This is a genomic window from Streptomyces sp. CNH189 (assembly GCF_000527195.1).
Window position 1 is genome coordinate 1 of record NZ_AZUS01000023.1, and the last position, 18,136, is coordinate 18,136.

Here is an 18,136-nt window from a genome sequence, read left to right on the forward strand (position 1 = left end):
CCGCACGCCACCCAGGAATTGGTGAAGATCCGCGCCAGCCAGATCAACGGCTGCGGCTTCTGCACCGACATGCACACCAAGGACGCCACCGCCGCGGGCGAGACCCAGCAGCGCCTCAACCTGGTCGCCGCCTGGCGCGAGGCCACGGTCTTCACCGACGCCGAGCGCGCCGCCCTCGCACTCGCCGAGGAGGGCACCCGCATCGCGGACGCCGCCGGCGGAGTGAGCGACGAGGTGTGGGCCGACGCCGCCAAGCACTACGACGAGGAGCAGCTCGCCGCGCTGATCTCGCTGATCGCGATCATCAACGCCTACAACCGCATCAACGTCATCAACCAGCAGCCCGCAGGCGACTACCAGCCCGGCCAGTTCGGCTGACCCCCTGGCCCCTGGGCCCCGGCTCCTGACCCCCGCGGACACCGTGGGGGTCGTGTCATCCCTCCCCCGCGAGGGGTGTAGAAGGGACCGGTGAACAGGAGTGAACACACCGCCGAGCGTCCCGAGCGCGCCCGCCCCGCGCCCCACAGCATGACGGGGGTCGGCGTCGCCGTCCTCGACCGCTCCGGGCGCGTCCTGCTCGGTCTCGGTCACGACGGCCGGTGGGAGCTGCCGGGCGGCAAGGTGGACCCGGGTGAGGACTTCGAGACCGCCGCCGCGCGGGAACTGGCGGAGGAGACCGGGCTGTCCGTGCCGGTGACGGCCGTGCGGGTCCTGGCGGTCGTGGTGGACGGCCTCCAGGGGCTGACCCGGGTCACGGCCGCGGCAGTCACCGAGGGAGCGGCGGGCACACCCGTGGTCACCGAGCCGGACAAGATCGTGCGCTGGGAGTGGTTCCCGCGCGACGAGGTGCCGTCCGCGCTGTTCGGCCCGTCGGCCTCGGTGCTGGACTGCGTGTGGCCGGCGCCGGCTCCCCGCGGGGCGGCGCGAGCGCGTCACTACCGGATCGGCGGGGGCACGCCCGAGCGCACGTGAACGGCCGTCCCGGCACGAAGCGGGGGAACACATCGGTGCCGCTTTTCCCCTGTCCGGGGCTCACCCACGAGAACCGGCCATCCGGCGCGGCGGTGCGTCGTTCCCCGGATCACCGTGGCGCGGGTGGACTACGATGCGGACGTTGCCGCCATGGCCTTCTGTGACGCAGTCAACTCCCCTCAGACCAAGGGCAGTTGATTCGATGTTCCGGCCGCAGGCGCCTGTCCGTCCCCCACCCTCAGGAAAGATGCGGATGCGGATCAAAGACGTGAGCGTCGCGCTCGCCGGCTCCACCCTGATCGTCACACTGGCGGCCTCCCCCGCCCTCGCCGACACCACTTCCCTGCCCGCACCCGACCTCGCCGCCGTGGCCACGGTGCACGAGAAGGCGCTGGCCCAGGGCGCTCCCGGTGCCCTGACCCGGATCGACGAGGGCCGTAGGAGCTACCACGTCGCCACCGGTGAGGCCGACACCGCCGCCCACACGCCGATGGACACGGGGCGGCGGTTCCGCGTGGGCAGTGTCAGCAAGACCTTCACCACGGTGGTGCTGCTCCAGCTGGCGGCCGAGGGGCGGGTCGACCTGGACGCCCCCGCCAACCGCTACCTGCCGCAGCCGCTGCCCGACGACCGCATCACGGTGCGTCATCTGCTCAGCCACCGCAGCGGGCTGTACGACTACACGAACGACATGTTCTACAACACCGTGCCGGGCTTCGAGGCGGTGCGCACCAAGGTCTTCAGCTACCAGGAGCTCATCGACCTGTCGACCGAGCGGCCGCTGAACAACACGCCGGGCGCCGCCTACAGCTACTCCAACACGAACTTCGTCGTCATCGGCGCGCTCGTCGAGCACGTCACGGGGACGCCGATCGCCACCCACTACCAGAAGCGCATCTTCAAGCCGCTGGGGCTGAGGAACACCTCGTACGTCCACCCGCGGACGACCATCTCCGGTACGTACGCCCGTGGTCACCTCCGTCAGGACGACACCACGCTGCCGCTGGTCGACTCCACCGAGCAGACCGTCTCCTGGGCGCAGTCCGCGGGCGCGGTCATCTCCGACGCCAAGGACCTCAACCGGTTCTTCTCCGCGCTGCTGTCCGGAAGGCTGCTGCCCGCCGAGCAGTTGGACGAGATGACCACCATGGTGCCGGTCACCGCGGACGGCAAGCAGTCCTACGGGCTGGGACTGCGCGGCCGGACGCTGTCCTGCGGCACCACCGTCTACGGGCACACGGGCACCGTGCAGGGCTACTACACGTACGCCTTCACCACGAGCGACGGCCGCCGCAGCATGGCCTCGCTGGCCAACACGTCCAACAACGGCACGGTGAACACCACGCTGGGCGCCACGCTGGACGCCTCGTTCTGCGGCACCGACCCGGCCGCGGCCGTCCGGCGCGCCGCCGCGTCCGCCGGCCGGTTCACCGAGGACATCGCCCCGCGGGTCGCCCGCGACTGACGCGTCGGGGCCGTGTCGCCGTGGGCCCCGGCCGGACATCCGTCCGGCCGGGGCCCACGGCGTCAGGTGGCCGTTCCCGCGCCGGGCGGTCAGTGGCCGTTGCCGTGGCGCAGGCGGTCGCGGGCCTCGGTGGCGATCACGGCGGCCTGGATGCGCCGCTCCACCCCGAGCTTGGCCAGCAGCCGGGAGATGTGGTTCTTCACCGTCTTCTCCGCGAGGTAGAGGCGCCGGCCGATCTGGCGGTTGGTCAGCCCCTCGCCGATCAGCGCGAGGATCTCCCGCTCCCGGTCGGTGAGCCCCGGCAGGGCGTCCGGCTCCTCCGGCTCCTGCCGCGGGCCGCCGCGCAGCCGGGCCATCAGCTTGGTGGTGGCGCTCGGGTCGAGCAGCGACTGGCCGCGCGCGACCGTGCGGACCGCCTCCACGAGGTCGGAGCCGCGGATCTGCTTCAGGACGTAGCCGGAGGCGCCTGCCATGATCGAGTCCAGCAGGGCCTCCTCGTCGTCGAAGGAGGTGAGCATCAGACAGGCCAGGTCGGGCATCCGGGAGCGCAGTTCGCGGCACACGGTGACGCCGTCCCCGTCGGGCAGCCGGACGTCGAGGACGGCGACCCGCGGGCGCAGGGCGGGGACGCGGACCAGGGCCTGCTCGACGGTGGCGGCCTCGCCGACCACCGTGATGTCGGGTTCGTCGTTCAGCAGGTCGTGCACCCCGCGCCGGACCACCTCGTGGTCGTCCAGGAGGAAGACCGTGATCGGGTCCTCGGGGCCGGGCTGCTCGCCGTCCGCCATCAGGTGCTCCTTGCTCTGCGCGTGGCGTGTTCCGTCAGGATCCTCGCCGCTCCCGGGCCGGACGGCCAGGGCCGTTCGGCCCTGATCCGCCGCTTCCGTGCCCGTCTCCACCCGTTCGGAGGCGTGACCGCCGCCCGCTCGGACGCCTGACCGCCGCCCTCCTCGCTCCGCGTCAGAGCCAGCCCCGCCGGGCGGCCTGCCAGGCGAGCTGCATCCGGGTGGTGGCCCCGGCCAGTTCCATCATGCGCTGGATGCGGCGCTGCACGGTACGCCGGCTGAGCCCCATCTGGGTGGCGACGGCCTTGTCCGCCACCCCGGCGACCAGCAACGCGAGCAGCCGCCGGTCGGTGGCGCCGAGCGGGTCGGGGCCGCCGGCGCCGTCGGTGCCCGCGACGGCGCCGCTGTCGTCGACGACCAGGGGGACGGCGTCCTCCCAGTAGCGTTCGAAGAGCGCGATCAGGGCGGCGAGCAGATTGCTGTCCCGGACCAGCGCGGACGTGGGTTCCTCGGGGCTGCCGTAGGGGCCGCCCGGGACCAGCGGGCAGATCGCGATGGCGCGGTCCGCCACGGCCAGCCGCAGCGGCAGATGGGGCACGGCGCGGGCCAGTTCGCCTGCCCGGACGCCTTCGACAACGTTATCCACGGCGCCCTCGTCGTCGAAGAACGCCTTCTCGTACAGCACGCGGTAGCGCACGCCCCGGCCCAGTGCCTCGTACTCGGAGCGGTTGCTGCCCGACGGCATGGCCACGTACTGGGCCTTGCAGAACCACAGCATCTCGTCGCGGGCGCCGTCCTGGATCTGCCGCAGGTGCTGGCGCAGCGCCTCGGCGCCGGTGATGACCTCGATGAGCTGGCCGTGGTCCTGCCGGCGCATGGTCTCGCGGTAGGACTCCAGCAGGCCGGTCGCCTCGGCCCTCGCGACGTCGAGGGCGTCGGCCCGGCGCTTGAGGCGGGGCAGCAGGGCCACGTCGGGAGGGGTGGCGCGGTAGCGCCGGGGCAGTCCGTCGCTCTGGCTGGCCATGTTCTTCGCGGCCAGCGCGTCCAGCACGTGCCGGGTGTGGGCGGGGTCGAGGCCGGACCGGTCGGCGACCTCCTGGGCCGTGGCCCTGCCCAGCGTCACGAGCAGGCGGTAGACGGTCTCCTCGGGCCCGGTGACTCCGGCGGCCTCCAACGTCACGGCGCCCTCCCCGGACGGCGGTATTCAATCGCTCGAACGTTGAATACCGTACAACATCGCGGTGCGGCGGGGGAACGGACCGTGACGTCCGCTCCCCCGCCGCACCCGGGACCTCTTACGGCCCCCTGTGAATCAGCCGCGGTGCCCGTACGCGCGGGTCACGGTCTGCCGGACCGAGGCACCGGCCGCGTCCCGCGCGGTGACGCGCAGGGTCACGAACGCGTCACCCCGGACGCCGGCCGGCCGGGTGACGGTGGCCGCGAAGGTGCCGTCCTTCCTGGCCCGCACCGGCACCTCGGTGAAGCGCCGGCCGTCGTCGTAGGAGACCTCGACCGTCGTGCGCACCCCGCGCGGCGCGGCGAGACCGTCCTGGTGACGGACCGTCAGCAGCACGGTGTGGGACCTGCCGCGCCCGACGGTGTTGCGCTCGTCGACCGGGACGTCGTAGTCGACCTGGAGCAGCGGCAGCGAGGCCGCGGCGGAGGTCGAGCCGGACGGGAACGTCCAGGTGGTGTCGGTCGCGGTGCCGTACGCCCACTCCGCGGAGTCACGGGTGGTGCGCAGGCGCAGCCGGTACTCGGCGTCGCCGGCGGGCACCTCGACGTCCCTCCAGGCGTCGGCGAGGTCGGCCAGCTTCCTGCCGTCGCGGGTGAGCTCGGCCGAGGCGGTCTCCGGCGCGGGCGCCCGGACGCCGATGCCCGTGCCGCCGCCGGGGGTCAGCCGGGACCAGTGGCCGGAGGCGGAGTCGGTGAACTCCGGGACGCGCAGCCGCATGATGTTCCCGTCCCGGACGGTGGCCGGGACGCCCTCGCGCGGGACGGAGGGCCGGACCACGGCCCCCTGCCATCGCTCGCGCACCTGCTCACCGGCGCGGTAGGTGCGGGGCGTGTCCCTGAGTCCGGCGTCCAGCGGCGAGTCGACGTCACCGACCGTCTGGTGGTGCACCACGTGCTCCCACTCGGTGGTGCCGGAGCTGACGTACTCGGTGCGGGTGAACGCGGTCGGCACGTGGCGGGTGTACTGCAGCCAGGTGAACTCCTGGTACGGCCGGCGGGCGAACCGCTGCTCGGCGGCCCACTCCACCCCGCCGTTGTCCGGGTACTCGGAGCGCACCACGGCACTGTTGCGCTCCGACACCGTGTGGACCACGCGCTCGGGAATGCGCCCCTCGCTGATCTGCATGACGTCGTACAGGTAGGGGCTGCGCGCGGTGCCGCCGAAGGCGACGGTGGTGGTGCGCCGCCCGACGCGCTTCAGCAGGTCGGCGCCGACGTCGGAGCCGACGCGGACGACGGGCACCTTCCAGCGCTCCCCGTGCGGTGTCCAGCGCGTCCAGCCGGTGGTGGAGAAGTTCACGACCAGCACGGCGCGGACGCCGGCCGCGGCGGCACGCTGCGCCAGCTGCGGCCCGGCCTCTCCCCGCTCGTCGGTGACGACGGCGAGCCGGCCGCGGGCCTTGCGGAAGTCGGGTGACTCCACGGTGCCCGCGTCCACCGCCCGGAGCCGCTCGCCCCGCTGGTCGAACAGGGGCGACTCGGGCATGTAGTAGGCGTCGAGACCGGCGCCGCCGACCACGCCGGCTTCGAGCAGCGGGGCGACGAGCTGCCAGCGGGAGGCGAACTCGAAGGTGCCGTCGGTGACTTCGGGGGTGGGGCTGACGTAGAGCGCGGTGGCGATGTCGAAGTACATCGTGCCGTCGATCCAGGCGTGCCCGTCGATCTCGCGGTACGTCTGGTAGCTGAGCACGCCGCGCTGTTCGGCGGGCTTGGGGGTGCGGATCTCGGCCTTGACCGTCTTGCGCGGGTCGACCACGACGGTGGTGTCCTTGGTGACCTTGATGTCCGGCAGGACGACCTGCCGCAGGACCTCCTCGCCGTCCACCTGCTCGACGCTGCCGGAGGTCAGCTGGTAGGTGCCCTCCTCGACCTCGGCGACGGCGTTGTCCCGGTCGGTGTAGCCGACGAAGCCCTCGGCGCCCCAGATCATGGGCAGGGCGTCGACGCGGTTGCCGTCGTTGTCGTACGAGACGACCTTGAGCCGGTGCACGGGGCCGCGCACGACGAGGCTGAGCGTGGTGTGCACGGTGACCGTGCCGTCGGCGGCGGTGGCCGTGAGGTGGCCGTAGTAGTCGCCCTTGGCGGCGCGCGCCGGGTCCACGGTGAGCGGTACCTCGACGGTGCCGCCGGCCGGGACGGTGACGGTACGGGAGCCGGGGGTCAGCACGCCGTCGGCGATCTCCCGTCCGCCGCTGGTGGCGAGGGCGGCGCGCAGGTCGAGGGTGACGTCCGTGCCGGAGACGTTGGTGTAGCGCACGGTGTGCGCGCGGGTGCCGGTGTCGTCGGTGCCGTACGTGCCGAGGGCCAGGGTGGCGGTGGCGACGACCGGTGTGCGGGCCGCCGCGGCGACGTCGATGCGGCCGCCGCCCTGTTCGGTGACCAGCTGCCCCTCGATCGTGCGGGCGGTGCTGGTGAGCGCGTCCTTGATGCGGGCCGCGGTCCAGTCGGGGTGCTGCTGGGCGAGCAGCGCGGCGGCGCCCGCGACGTGCGGGGCCGCCATCGAGGTGCCGGAGGCGGCCACGTAGGAGGCGTCGACGACCTGGCCCATGGTGGTGCCGGCCGCGCGTGCGGCCACGATGCCGACGCCGGGCGCGGTCACGTCGGGCTTGACCACGTCGTCACCGGTCCGGGGGCCGCGGCTGGAGAAGTCCGCGAGGGAGTCGTCCCGGTCCACCGCGCCGACCGTGAGAGCGGCGTCCGCGGCGGCGGGGGCTCCGATCGTCCCCTGGGCCGGGCCGGCGTTGCCCGCGGCGACGACGAACAACGCGCCGGAGGCGGCGGAGAGTTCGTTCAGGGTCTGGCTCATCGGGTCGGTGCCGTCGCTCGGCGTGTCCGAGCCGAGGGACATGTTGACCACGTCGGCGCCCCGGGCGACGGCCCACTCCATGCCGTCGATGACCTGGGACTGGGTGCCGAAGCCGTCGTCGCCGAGGACCTTGCCGATCAGCAGGTCGGCGCCGGGCGCGACGCCCTTGCGGGTGCCTCCGGAGGCGTCTCCGGAACCGCCGACGATGGAGGCGACGTGGGTGCCGTGCCCGAAGGCGTCGCCGGTGCCGGAGCTGCCGGAGAAGTCCTGGGCCTCACTGACGCGTCCGGTCAGGTCGGGATGGGTGGCGTCGACGCCGGTGTCCAGGACGGCGACCTTGACGTCCTCGCCCCGGTGCCCGGACTTCCACACCTCGGGGGCGCCGATCTGCGCGGTGCTGCGGTCCAGGACGGCGCGCACCCGGCCGTCCAGCCAGACGCGGGGCACGGCGGATGCGCGGGAGAAGCCGTCGCCGGCGGGGGCGAGGCGCTTCCAGAACGCGCCGAGGTCCTCGGCCGGGACCCGTACGGCGTCGGCGTCGATGGTTTCCAGGCGGCGGACCGGTGTCCCCTCGGCGGCCAGGCCCGTGAGGCGCCGCAGCGAGGAGTCCGGCACGCCCGCGCCGTCCCCGACGATCAGCGGCAAGGTGTCGGTGTGCGCCTCGTCGTAGCGCTGGGCGATCAGCGCGGTGACGTCGAACAGGGCGCGGTCCAGGCGCCCGGCCGTGACGAGTCCGGCCGCGTCGGACGGCAGGACGGTGAGGTGTCCGTCCTCCTCGATCGTGCGGAAGAGGATGTGCCGTCGCCCCTCCCCCGGCACCACCGAGGCGGTGTGCCGGCCGTTCACGTCCGTGCGGACGGTGACCCGGTCACCGGTGATCAGGCGCACGGTGGCGCCGGTGTCCGCCGCCGTGGCGGCCGTTCCCCGGGTGGCGGCCGTCCGGTCGGTGGCGGCCGGGCCGCCTCCCGGGTCGGCCGCGACCGGTGTCACGGCGCCGGCGGACAGGGTCAGCCCCGCCGCGACGGCCGCCGCGATACGCATCCGTCTCTTCACTCCTGTGCCCTCCGTCGTACGCGGCGTGTCCTACGCCGCGTTCTCCTGCTGTTCACGCGGCCCGCGGTGCCGTCGGTGCTGCACAGAGTCCGCCGCGGACGGAGGCCGTGTCACCGTTTTGCCGTGGCACAGGTGGGACATGGCGCAACGGCGACACGTCGGCCGGGGAACTCGCGGGCGCGGTCGGGAGGTTCGTCCACGGTGCGGCGCAAGGCCCCTGTGTGAACTTCTCGTAAGGGTTGTCAAGTAGCACCGGGACCAGGCGTGTTGCCACCCCGACCCTGATACGATCATCGGACTTTCAGCAGGCTGGCGACGCGTCATGAACGCGTACGGGGGACAGTCTCTAAGGCCCCATCGCTGAGGAGTTGAGGCTTGTCCCGCAATGGGTCCGCGCCGCTCGACGGCCCGGACCGGATTCCCGTGTGCGCGGACCTCTCATGCTGCCGACGCGATGCGACTTGAAGAGAGTCTCATGACGTCATTGATCAAGGATCCACTGCTGTGGATCCTGCTGGTGGTGCTCGCCGCTGCGGTCCTCGCGGTGCTGCGGGCCCGGAGGACCAATCTGGCTCTCCGAAGAACGAGGAAGGACCTGGAATCGGGTCTGGGCCAGGCCCAGGGCCGGATCGAGCAACTGCAGACCCACATCACCGCGCTGGACACACATCACCGGGGTGAGCTCGCCGAGGTGCGGGCGGACGCCGAGTCGTCGACCAAGGCGGTGCTCAAGTCGGCCATGGGCACCCTGCAGTCGCTGGCCGAGGAACAGCAACTGCTCCTCGACGGACTGCTGAAGAAGTACGGCAACGACAGCGAGGTGCTGGCCGACCTGATGTCCGTCGACCACACCGGCAGCCAGTTCGGCCGCCGGGCCAAGGGCATCTCGGTGCTGTGCGGCGGCTGGCTGGGCCGGCGCGACGGCGCGGCGACCGTCTACGACGTGGCCCGCAGCGCCCAGGGCCGCATCAAGGACTTCAACCGGGTGAGCATCCACGCCCAGGTGAGCGTCGCCGTGGCCGGCAAGGCCGTCGAACCGGTGGCCGTGGTGCTGGCCGAACTGCTGGACAACGCCACGACCTACAGCGCCCCGGGCACCCCGGTGGAGGTCAACATCCAGGCCGTGCCGACGGGTGTGTGCTTCATCGTCGACGACGCCGGTCTGGGCATGGACCAGGAGACCAAGGACCGGGCGGCGACGCTGCTGTCCGCCGACGGCCCGGTCGACATCACCGGACTCGGCGACCCGCCCCGGTTCGGTTTCGCGGTGTGCGGCATGCTCGCCAACCGCTACGGCTTCGCCGTCTCCGTCGGCTCGGTGTCCCCGTACGGCGGTGTGCGCGCGGTGATCCGGGTGCCGGACGAACTGCTGTCGGCCGATGTCGTCGCGCCGGCCGAGCCGGAGCAGGAGCCTGCCGAGCAGGAGCAGGAGAGCACCCCCCAGCGCCTGACGCCGGTCCCCGTGGGCCCGTCGCGCGTGGTGGGCACGACGTCCGGCGGGCTGCCCAAGCGGCGCCGCCGTCAGGGCCCCATCGCGGTGGTACCGGCCCCGCCGGAAGCCACCGACCTCGACGAGGAGACCACCGAGTCGTCCGGCGAGGTGACCGCGTCGCGCCTGGGGGCGTTCGCACGCGGCACCCAGCTCGGACGGACCACGAACACCACGGAAGGACCTGACCACCAGTGAACACCGACCTGTCGTGGGTGCTGAACGACGTCCTCGAGGTGCGCGGCGCCCGGCACGCGATCCTCGTCTCGGGTGACGGCCTGCTGCTCCAGCGTTCGGACGACATCTCACGCGACGACGCCGAGACCAACGCCGCCGCGATGAGCTCGATGCAGTCCCTCAGCCGCGCGGTCGCGGGCTTCGTCGGTGCGGGGCACGGGATCTGGAAGCAGACGCTGCTGGAGTACGACGGCGGCTGGATCTTCCTCATCGCGGCCGGACAGGGCTCCTACCTGGCGGTCTCGGCGGCGGTGGACGTCGACATGGAGGCCATGTCGTTCCGTATGCAGAAGACGGTGACGGCGCTGAACAAGGCGATGAGCATCGCGCCTCGCTCCGACAACGGTGTCGGCTGATGACGGCACCCGGCGAGGAATCACCCGTCACCAGTGACTTCGTCCGCTCCTACGTCATCACCGGCGGCCGGAGCCTGCCCTCCTCGGACGAACTCGCGCTGCACACGCTGGTCACGCTGGCCCCCGAGCGGACGATGCCGCTCGGTGCCGGCCCCGAGGTGAGGGCGATCTGGGAGCTGTGCTCGGGTGGCTACCTGTCGGTCGCCGAGGTGGCGGGCCACCTCGGCCTGCCGGTCGGGGTGGCCCGGCTGCTGCTCACGGATTTAGCAGAACAGGGGCACCTGCTCCGCCGGGCCGAGCCGCCCCGGGCCCAGAACGTTGACAGAGCGACCCTCGAGAAGGTTCTGAATGGACTCCAATCCCTCATCGGCTGAGACGGCCCAGAAGTCCATCTACGTCTCCAGCGCGGTGACCAACGCCGCAAAGATCCTCGTCGTCGGGCATTTCGCCGTGGGCAAGACGACCTTCATCGGCTCGCTGTCGGAGATCACTCCGCTGCGCACCGAGGAGAAGATGACCCAGGCGTCCGTCCACGTCGACGACCTCAGGGGGGTCACCGACAAGACCACCACCACGGTCGCCCTGGACTTCGGCCGTCTCACCCTCAGCGACGACCTGGTGCTGTACCTCTTCGGCACGCCGGGCCAGCAGCGCTTCATGCAGCTGTGGGAGGACATGGCGCGCGGGGCGCTGGGGGCGCTGCTGCTGGTCGACCCGGCCCGGCTGGAGGAGACCTTCCCGGTCATCGACCTGGTCGAGGGGTACGGCCTGGAGTACGCCATCGCCGTCAACTGCTTCGACCCCGCCACCACGTACGCGGAGGCGGAGGTGCGTGAGGCGCTGGACCTGCTGCCGGACACACCGGTCGTCTACTGCGACGCGCGCGACCAGCGGTCGTCCGCCAAGGCGCTGATCTCCCTGGTGCGGCACCTGCTCGACCGCACGGCCTGACCTCCTCGCGTCCGCCCGGGCCGGGGGCACCGGTCCCTCGGATCACTAAGGAAGACTTCATGGAACCTCACTCCACGTCCGCGTCGGGTGCCGGCAGATGCCCCATGCACGACGCGGCCTTCGCCACCGACCCGCACCAGGTGTACGACGGGCTGCGCGAGCACGCACCGGCCGGTCCGGTCGAGCTCGCCCCCGGTGTGGACGCCACCCTGGTGGTCGGGCACGAGATGGCGCTGCGGGTGCTGCAGAACACGGAGCTGTTCGCCCGTGACGCCCGCCGCTGGAAGGCCCTGAACGAGGGCCGTGTGCCCCTGGACAGCCCGGTGCTGCCGATGATGGCGTACCGGCCGAGCTGTCTGTTCACCGACGGCGCCGTGCATCTGCGGCTGCGCAAGGCCGTGGTGGACAGTCTGGCCCGGCTCAACACCACGCGGATCCGGCGTGACGTCGAGCCGATCGCCGACTACCTGATCGACCGGTTCAGCGAGCTGGGCCGGGCCGACCTGATAGGCGACTATGCCAAGCTGCTGCCGCTGCTGCTGTTCAACAAGCTGTTCGGCTGCCCCGCGGACATCGGGGACACCGTCACCTCCGCCGTGTCGGCGATCTTCGACGGCAAGGACGCGCTGCGGGCGAACGAGGAACTCACCACGGCGCTCATGCAGTTGATCGCGTTGAAGCGCCGTCAGCCGGGGGATGACGTCACCTCGTGGCTGATCCAGCACCCCGCCGGGCTGACCGACGAGGAGCTCAAGGACCAGCTCGTGCTGTTGATGGGGGCGGGCATCGAGCCGGAGCGCAGCCTCATCAGCAGCTCGCTGATGCTGCTGCTGGGCGGGGCGGGCGGCCGGCAGAGCGGCATGCTGATCGAGGAGGCGATGGACCACGTGCTGTGGAACCAGACGCCGATCGCCAACTACGCCACCCACTACCCGGTGCGGGACGTCGACCTGGGCGGTCATGTGGCCGAGGCCGACTCCCCGGTGGTCATCTCCTTCGCCGGCGCCAACGCCGACCCCGCGCTGGCGGAGGCCCGTCGCGCGCACAGCAAGGGCGCCCACCTGGCGTGGGGTGCGGGGCCGCACGCCTGTCCGGCCAAGGACCCGGCGCAGGTCATCGCGACCACCGCCGTGGAGCGGCTGCTCAACGCGCTGCCCGACCTCACCCTGGCGGTGGCGGAGAAGGAACTGGAGTGGCGGCCCGGGCCGTTCCACCGGGCCCTGGTGTCGCTTCCGGTGACCTTCAGCCCCACCCCGGCCACCCGCACGGCCGCCGCGCTGCGCGAGCGGGCCGACGCCGCCCCGGGTGCGCGGCCCGGGCCCGCGACGCCGTCCGAGCCGTCCCGGCAGGCCCCCACACGCAGGAAGGGGTTCTGGAGCAGCTTCCTGGACGTCTTCCGCGTCTGACGACGGGGCATGTGACAGGTGCAACACTCAACGACACATGACCTACGCAGGTGGAGGGGTAGGTTCCGGCGGTAACGGTAGCGTCCAGCCAAAGGAGCACCACGTGACCGCCGTTGGCGACATAAGCGGCACCATCAGTGACCGCCGAGCCGTCATTTCCCTTCTCCGTCACCTTCGTTCGCCGGAGGGGCAGGCCGACCCCCTGCCCGTCTGGGAAGGGCTTCGCTCTCTGGGGGACGTGGTACGCGCCCCCTGGGGCGCCTACTTCGTCACCTCGTTCGAGGCTTGCAGCCAGGTCCTGCGCGCCAGGAACTGGCTGGTGCCGGACTTCGCCTGGCAGGAGCGCCAGCCCGACCCGCGCCGCTGGCAGGAGCTCGCCACCCAGGAGCTGACCGGCACCCTGTCCCGCATCAACGCCCCGTCCCACACCTGTCAGCGCCGGGCGCTGGGCAACCCCTTCGACCGCACCACCCTGGAGGGCATGCGTCCGACGATCGCCCGGCTCGTCTCCGGCCTGCTGGACGACCTGGAGCGGCGCCTGCGGGAGGACGGGGAGGCCGACTTCGTCCAGACGGTCGCCGAGCTTCTCCCGGTCCGCACCGTCGGTGAGTGGCTGGGCATCCCCGAGGAGCACCACGCGTACGTCCTGGACTTCGCCCACCGGCAGGCGTACGCGCAGGAACTGTTCCCCACCAAGGAGCAGTTGGCGCTCGCGGGGCAGGCAACGATGGAGATGAGGGCCTTCTTCGGGGAGCTGATCCGCGACCGGCGGGCGCACCCTGGCAACGATGTCCTCACCGGCTGGATCCACCACTGGGACGCTCGGTTCCCTGACGACCCGGAGGCGGCGGCACGGGTCATCTACCACCTGACCATGTTCATCACCATCGCCTCGCTGGAGACCAGCGCGGTGCTGCTGACCAACGCGGTGCGGTACGCCACCCAGGAGCCCGTCCGCGCGGAGTGGCTCCGGACACATCCGGAGCACATCGACGACCTGATCGAGGAGACGCTGCGCTACGACCCGCCGGTGTGGCTCAACTCCCATGTGGCCGCGGACGACACGATCCTCGCGGGCACCCCGCTCGCCAAGGACACCACCGTGCACATCCTGTACGGCGCGGCGGCCCACGACCCCCGGCGCAACCCGGACCCGCACGTCTTCGACATCCTGCGCGACGGCGGCCACATCACCTTCGGCAGCGGCCCGCACTACTGCCTCGGCGCTCCCCTCGCCCGGTTCGAGGCACGCGAGGCGGTCGCCCAGATCCTGGAACGTTTCCCCACCCTGCGGCCGGCCGGGCCGCCCGCCTACGACAACTCCCGCCTCGTCTTCCGCCGCATCACGTCCCTGAAGGTGACTGTATGACCGCCCAGCCGCTGACCGAACTCCCCGCCGACCGGGTGCTCAAGACCGTGCGCACCTACAGACAAGGACCGGTCCTCACCGTCGAGTTGAACGTCCCCGAGGAGGGGAACGCGGTCGGCGACGCCATGCTGGACGACCTCCTCACCGTCCTCGACGACCAGGATCCCGACGTGCGGGTCCTGGTGCTGGCGGCGGCCGGGGAGGAGTTCTGCCTGGGCGGCGACCGGCGGGAGTTCCCCCGGCACCTGGACGACGACCCCACCGGCGGCGGCATACGTGTCTCCGGCGCGAAGGCGCTGCGGGTGTGCGAGGCCCTGACCACCAACCCCGCCGTCACCGTCGCCCGGGTCCAGGGCCGGGCGGTCGGCGCGGGCGTGGGGCTCGTGCTCGCCTGTGATCTGCGGGTGGGCGTGGACACCGCCACCTTCCGGCTGCCCGAGCTCGCGCTGGGGGTGCCGCCCGCGTGGGGCGGGCTGCTCCCCCGGCTGATCAGCGAGGTGGGCGTGGCCCGGGTGCGGGAGCTGATCCTGACCGCCCGGGTCTTCGACGCCCAGGAGGCCCTCGCGCTGTCCGTCCTGCACAAGGTGGTGCCGGCGCAGGAGCTCGACGCCGCCGTCACTGCGTGGGCCAGGCCCGTCGTACGGAGGCCGGCGTCGGCGGTACGGGTCACCAAGGCGATGCTCAACTCCCTCGCCGCGCCGACCCGGCTGGCCGACGTCTCGCTGTTCGACCCCGAGCTGCTGTCGGCGGTCCTCACCCAGCAGCGCGCCGCCCGCTGACCCGGGAGCCGCCATCGCGCCACGCACAGGGACGGCGCCGCCCACCGAGTCCGGTGGGCGGCGCCGTCCCGCGCTTCCAGGCGTGGGGCCCGGCGGACGGGTCAGGCCACCGCGAGTCCCTCGACCGGGCCCGACAGCGCGGCCTTGAAGTGGCGGGTCACCTCGTCGGCGAGCACCTCGCTCTCGCCCTTCAGCAGCGCCTGGACCACCTGCTCCGCCACGTCACGCGGGTCGTTCTTCGGCACGTCGAGCGCCCGCACCATGTCGGTGTCGGTGTAGCCCAGGTGGACACCGACGACCTGGGTGCCCTGTGCGGCGAGTTCCGAGCGCAGCGAGTTGGTGAGCGACCACAGCGCGGCCTTGCTGACGCCGTACGCCCCGGTGCCCGCCGCCCACGACAGCACGGAGTGCACGTTGACCAGGGCTCCCCCGCCCCTGCGGGCGAGCACCGGGGCGAAGGTCTGCGCGATGCGCAGCGGGCCCAGGACGTTGATGTCGAAGAGGTGCGCCACCTGGTCGGTGTCGTTGCCCAGCAGGCCGCCCGGGATCGTGGCGCCCGCGTTGTTCACCACGATGTCGACGTCCGGGACCTGCCCCACCAGTCGGGCCACGGACGCCTCGTCGGTGACCTCCAGGGCCAGCGGTACCAGCCGCGGGTCCGTCTCCGGCACGGGCCGGCGTGCCGTGACGTACACCGTGGCCGCGCCGGCCTCCAGCAGTGCCGCCGCGAAGGCTTTGCCCAGCCCTCGCTGGCCACCGGTGACCAGTACACGGGCTCCCTTGATCTCGGTCATGACGGATCCACACTCCTCGCGTTGCCTGCACCTGAGCGACATAGTCAAAAGCATTTTGCTTATGTCGCCAGAGTGCGCCCCGAACGCGACAGAGTCAAGTACGATTGACCTATGTCTTGGACGTCGACCGAGCGCTACCGGATCAGCCCCGCCCCGGGCGGCCTTGCGCTGGTGCAGGAGCTCCTCAACACCCTGGCGATCCCGCCGTACGGCGACGACGTGCTCGTCGACGACGCCACCGGCGGCCGGTGGCTGTCCGGCACCGCCGCCGCCTGGGCCGAGGCGCAGGGGTGGCCCGGCCCCTCCGGAGAGCCGGGGGCGGATGACCTGCGGCGGGTGCGGGAGCTGCGGGACCGGCTCGCCGGCCTGGTCACCGGTGAGGCCGAGCCCGTCCGGGCACCCACGGACGTCTCCCTGCGGCCCGGCCTCGACGAGGAGGGCCGGGTCACCCTGGTGCCCGTCGGCGGCCCCGGTGAGTGGCTGGAGGCCGCCGTATGGTCCCAGGTACTGCTCGCACAGACGGAGGGCACCTGGCAGCGGCTCAAGCTGTGCCGCAAACCCGCCTGCCGGTCCGCGTTCTACGACCGCTCACGCAACAACAGCGGGGTCTGGCACGACGTGCGCCGCTGCGGGAACGCCGCGAACCTGCGCGCCTCACGCGCCCGCCGCAAGCAGCGGACCGCCGAGACCGGGTGACGGGCGCGACCTGATCGGCGGCGCGCGGCCCCTGACCTCAGGAGGACTGACGCGCGCCATATCGCAGGCCGTCGACGCCGGCGCCACCCGATCGCGTCCCACCGACGAGGTCACTTCGGAAACCCGCACCGGTGGCCGCGTCCACGCCGGCCCGGCCGGACACCCCTTCTGCCTGTGCTCGGCCTGGGCACGCCGCCGTCCCCGGTGCGACTGAGCCCTGGGGGCCGAAGAGGCAAGCAGAACGGTGCGTCCGACGTTCCCGCCAGCCGCAGGCCCGACCACGCCGTCTGCGAGAATGGGCGGCGTCCACTGGGCGCCCCGCCATGGGGCGCCCGTCACGGTTCAGGAGCGTTCACGGTGTCGCCACAGCACGGAGCCCGCTCGTCCGCGCACGGGGGCGGACGGCCCCGGCGGCGCACGCACCGCGTCCCCGGGCCGGGCCGGCCCACCACGGCCGCCGCACCGGAACGCGCACCGGAGACGGGTCCGGAGCCGGAACCCGCCGCCGTGGACCGTGAGGCGCTGCGCGCCGACTGCTCCGCCTGCTTCGCCCTGTGCTGCGTGGCCCTGCCGTTCGCCCGCTCCTCCGACTTCGCCGAGGACAAGCCCGCCGGGCGGCCCTGCGGTCATCTGCGGTCCGACTTCGGCTGCGGCATCCACGCCCGGCTGCGCGACGAGGGCTATCCGGGCTGCACCGTCTTCGACTGCTTCGGCGCCGGGCAGAAGGTCTCCCAGGTCACCTTCGGCGGCACCGACTGGCGGCGGGAACCCGGCTCGGCGTCCGCGATGTTCGCGGTGTTCCCCGTCATGCGGCAGCTGCACGAACTGCTCGCGTACACCGCCGAGGCCCTGGCGCTCCCGGCGGCCCGCCCCGTCCACGCGGAGCTGCGCCGGGCGCTGGAGCGGATCGACGGGCTGACCCGGGGCACGGCCGAGGCGGTGGTCGCGCTCGACGTGAACGCGCTGCGCGGCGAGGTCAACCCCCTGCTGCTGCGGGCCAGCGAGCTGACCCGGGCCCGGGTGCCGGGCCGCAGGCGGGAGCACCGCGGCGCCGATCTGACGGGCGCGCGGCTGTCCGGCGCCGATCTGAGAGGGGCGAGTCTGCGGGGCGCGCTGCTGATCGGCGCCGACCTCTCGGGCGCGGACCTGCGCGACGCCGACCTGATCGGTGCCGACCTGCGCGGCGCGGACCTCGCGGGCGCCGACCTCACGGGCGCCCTGTTCCTCACCCAGGCGCAGGTGAACGCGGCGCGGGGCGACACCGCGACGACGCTGCCGCCGTCACTGGCCCGCCCCGCCCACTGGGAGTCAGCCGGCGGCGTTGTCGACGCGTAGCCGGACCTGCTGCTCCAGCCGCCGCAGGCTGGAGTCGAGGGCGTCGGTCACCTGCCGTTCGCCCGGGTCGTGGCCGTCCTCGAAGAAGGAGAGGTGCACGGTCACCTCGCTGGCCCCGCTGTCGATGCCGGCGACCTGGAGCCAGCCCGCGTAGCCGCCCTGCGCCCGCGTCCCCCATTCGATCCGCATCTGGTCCCGCTCGGAGCGCAGCAGCGCCGAGGTGTCCTCGTCGGTGCGGTCCTCGTGCACGGTCACGGCGGGCAGCCGCTCGGCGCGCACATGCAGCTCCTCGGGCAGCCAGTCACCCATCTGGCCGATGTTGGCCGCCTGGTCGAAGACCTGCTCGGGCGGGGCCGGCATGGTGTGGGAGCGCTCGTACTCGGTCATCGGTGCACCGTCCTCGGTCG

The 18,136-nt window shown here is 72.6% G+C and carries 17 protein-coding genes; 12 read left to right on the plus strand and 5 right to left on the minus strand.

Translation table 11 applies throughout. The annotated features are described in order from the left end of the window. From B100_RS0127150 to B100_RS0127160, 3 genes are all read left to right on the plus strand, one after another. A partial coding sequence (locus tag B100_RS0127150) for a carboxymuconolactone decarboxylase family protein (protein ID WP_024887552.1) occupies positions 1-378 on the plus strand: 378 nt, incomplete at its 5' end. 150 nt (positions 379-528) lie between these two features. Next, positions 529-972, plus strand: a complete 444-nt coding sequence (locus B100_RS0127155; RefSeq protein ID WP_106967109.1) for an NUDIX domain-containing protein — start codon at positions 529-531, stop codon at positions 970-972. A 253-nt stretch (positions 973-1,225) separates the two neighbouring features. Continuing rightward, on the plus strand, positions 1,226-2,437 hold the full coding sequence (locus tag B100_RS0127160; RefSeq protein ID WP_024887554.1) for a serine hydrolase domain-containing protein: 1,212 nt from the start codon (positions 1,226-1,228) through the stop codon (positions 2,435-2,437). An 89-nt stretch (positions 2,438-2,526) separates the two neighbouring features. Here the strand turns inward: B100_RS0127160 and B100_RS0127165 are convergent, their stop codons facing one another. The 3 genes from B100_RS0127165 to B100_RS0127180 all read right to left on the minus strand — a co-directional run bounded on the left by B100_RS0127165 (position 2,527) and on the right by B100_RS0127180 (position 8,305). Next, positions 2,527-3,225 (minus strand): response regulator transcription factor, encoded by a 699-nt coding sequence (locus B100_RS0127165; RefSeq protein WP_024887555.1) that lies wholly within the window; start codon positions 3,223-3,225, stop codon positions 2,527-2,529. A 172-nt stretch (positions 3,226-3,397) separates the two neighbouring features. Next, positions 3,398-4,402: a helix-turn-helix domain-containing protein gene (locus tag B100_RS0127175; protein ID WP_024887556.1), complete on the minus strand. Its 1,005-nt coding sequence runs from the start codon at positions 4,400-4,402 to the stop codon at positions 3,398-3,400. A gap of 132 nt (positions 4,403-4,534) precedes the next feature. Continuing rightward, the gene (locus B100_RS0127180; protein WP_024887557.1) at positions 4,535-8,305 is read right to left on the minus strand and encodes a S8 family serine peptidase; all 3,771 of its coding nucleotides are present in this window, start codon (positions 8,303-8,305) and stop codon (positions 4,535-4,537) included. A 487-nt stretch (positions 8,306-8,792) separates the two neighbouring features. On the opposite strand from B100_RS0127180, the gene B100_RS0127185 reads away from it, so the two are divergent. The 7 genes from B100_RS0127185 (at position 8,793) to B100_RS0127215 (ending at position 14,904) form a co-directional block, all read left to right on the plus strand. Then, positions 8,793-10,004, plus strand: a complete 1,212-nt coding sequence (locus B100_RS0127185) for an ATP-binding protein (protein ID WP_024887558.1) — start codon at positions 8,793-8,795, stop codon at positions 10,002-10,004. Beyond that, the gene (locus B100_RS0127190; protein ID WP_024887559.1) at positions 10,001-10,399 is read left to right on the plus strand and encodes a roadblock/LC7 domain-containing protein; all 399 of its coding nucleotides are present in this window, start codon (positions 10,001-10,003) and stop codon (positions 10,397-10,399) included. The genes B100_RS0127185 and B100_RS0127190 overlap by 4 nt, the downstream gene beginning before the upstream one ends. Continuing rightward, the gene (locus B100_RS0127195) at positions 10,399-10,773 is read left to right on the plus strand and encodes a DUF742 domain-containing protein (RefSeq protein ID WP_024887560.1); all 375 of its coding nucleotides are present in this window, start codon (positions 10,399-10,401) and stop codon (positions 10,771-10,773) included. The genes B100_RS0127190 and B100_RS0127195 overlap by 1 nt, the downstream gene beginning before the upstream one ends. Beyond that, the gene (locus B100_RS0127200; RefSeq protein WP_024887561.1) at positions 10,748-11,350 is read left to right on the plus strand and encodes a GTP-binding protein; all 603 of its coding nucleotides are present in this window, start codon (positions 10,748-10,750) and stop codon (positions 11,348-11,350) included. The genes B100_RS0127195 and B100_RS0127200 overlap by 26 nt, the downstream gene beginning before the upstream one ends. Positions 11,351-11,409: 59 nt before the next feature. Then, the gene (locus B100_RS0127205; protein ID WP_024887562.1) at positions 11,410-12,756 is read left to right on the plus strand and encodes a hypothetical protein; all 1,347 of its coding nucleotides are present in this window, start codon (positions 11,410-11,412) and stop codon (positions 12,754-12,756) included. Positions 12,757-12,859: 103 nt separating this feature from the next. Then, entirely contained in the window at positions 12,860-14,125 is a 1,266-nt protein-coding gene (locus B100_RS0127210) for a cytochrome P450 (protein WP_024887563.1), read from the plus strand. Next, positions 14,122-14,904, plus strand: coding sequence for an enoyl-CoA hydratase/isomerase family protein (locus B100_RS0127215; RefSeq protein ID WP_024887564.1), 783 nt, complete (start codon positions 14,122-14,124; stop codon positions 14,902-14,904). The genes B100_RS0127210 and B100_RS0127215 overlap by 4 nt, the downstream gene beginning before the upstream one ends. A 101-nt stretch (positions 14,905-15,005) precedes the next feature. Here the strand turns inward: B100_RS0127215 and B100_RS0127220 are convergent, their stop codons facing one another. Next, positions 15,006-15,698, minus strand: a complete 693-nt coding sequence (locus tag B100_RS0127220) for an SDR family oxidoreductase (RefSeq protein ID WP_024887565.1) — start codon at positions 15,696-15,698, stop codon at positions 15,006-15,008. A 111-nt stretch (positions 15,699-15,809) separates the two neighbouring features. Here B100_RS0127220 and B100_RS0127225 point away from each other — a divergent pair, with 111 nt between their 5' ends. Both B100_RS0127225 and B100_RS0127230 read left to right on the plus strand, forming a co-directional pair. Further along, positions 15,810-16,394, plus strand: a complete 585-nt coding sequence (locus B100_RS0127225) for a CGNR zinc finger domain-containing protein (RefSeq protein ID WP_024887566.1) — start codon at positions 15,810-15,812, stop codon at positions 16,392-16,394. 357 nt (positions 16,395-16,751) lie between these two features. After that, positions 16,752-17,729 carry a pentapeptide repeat-containing protein gene (locus B100_RS0127230; protein WP_024887567.1) on the plus strand — a complete coding sequence of 326 codons (978 nt, stop codon included), beginning with the start codon at positions 16,752-16,754 and terminating at the stop codon, positions 17,727-17,729. On the opposite strand, the gene B100_RS0127235 is transcribed toward B100_RS0127230, so the two are convergent. Beyond that, complete coding sequence (locus B100_RS0127235; protein WP_024887568.1) at positions 17,703-18,116, minus strand: SRPBCC family protein; 414 nt, start codon at positions 18,114-18,116, stop codon at positions 17,703-17,705. The genes B100_RS0127230 and B100_RS0127235 overlap by 27 nt on opposite strands. Between the last annotated feature and the right edge of the window lie 20 nt (positions 18,117-18,136).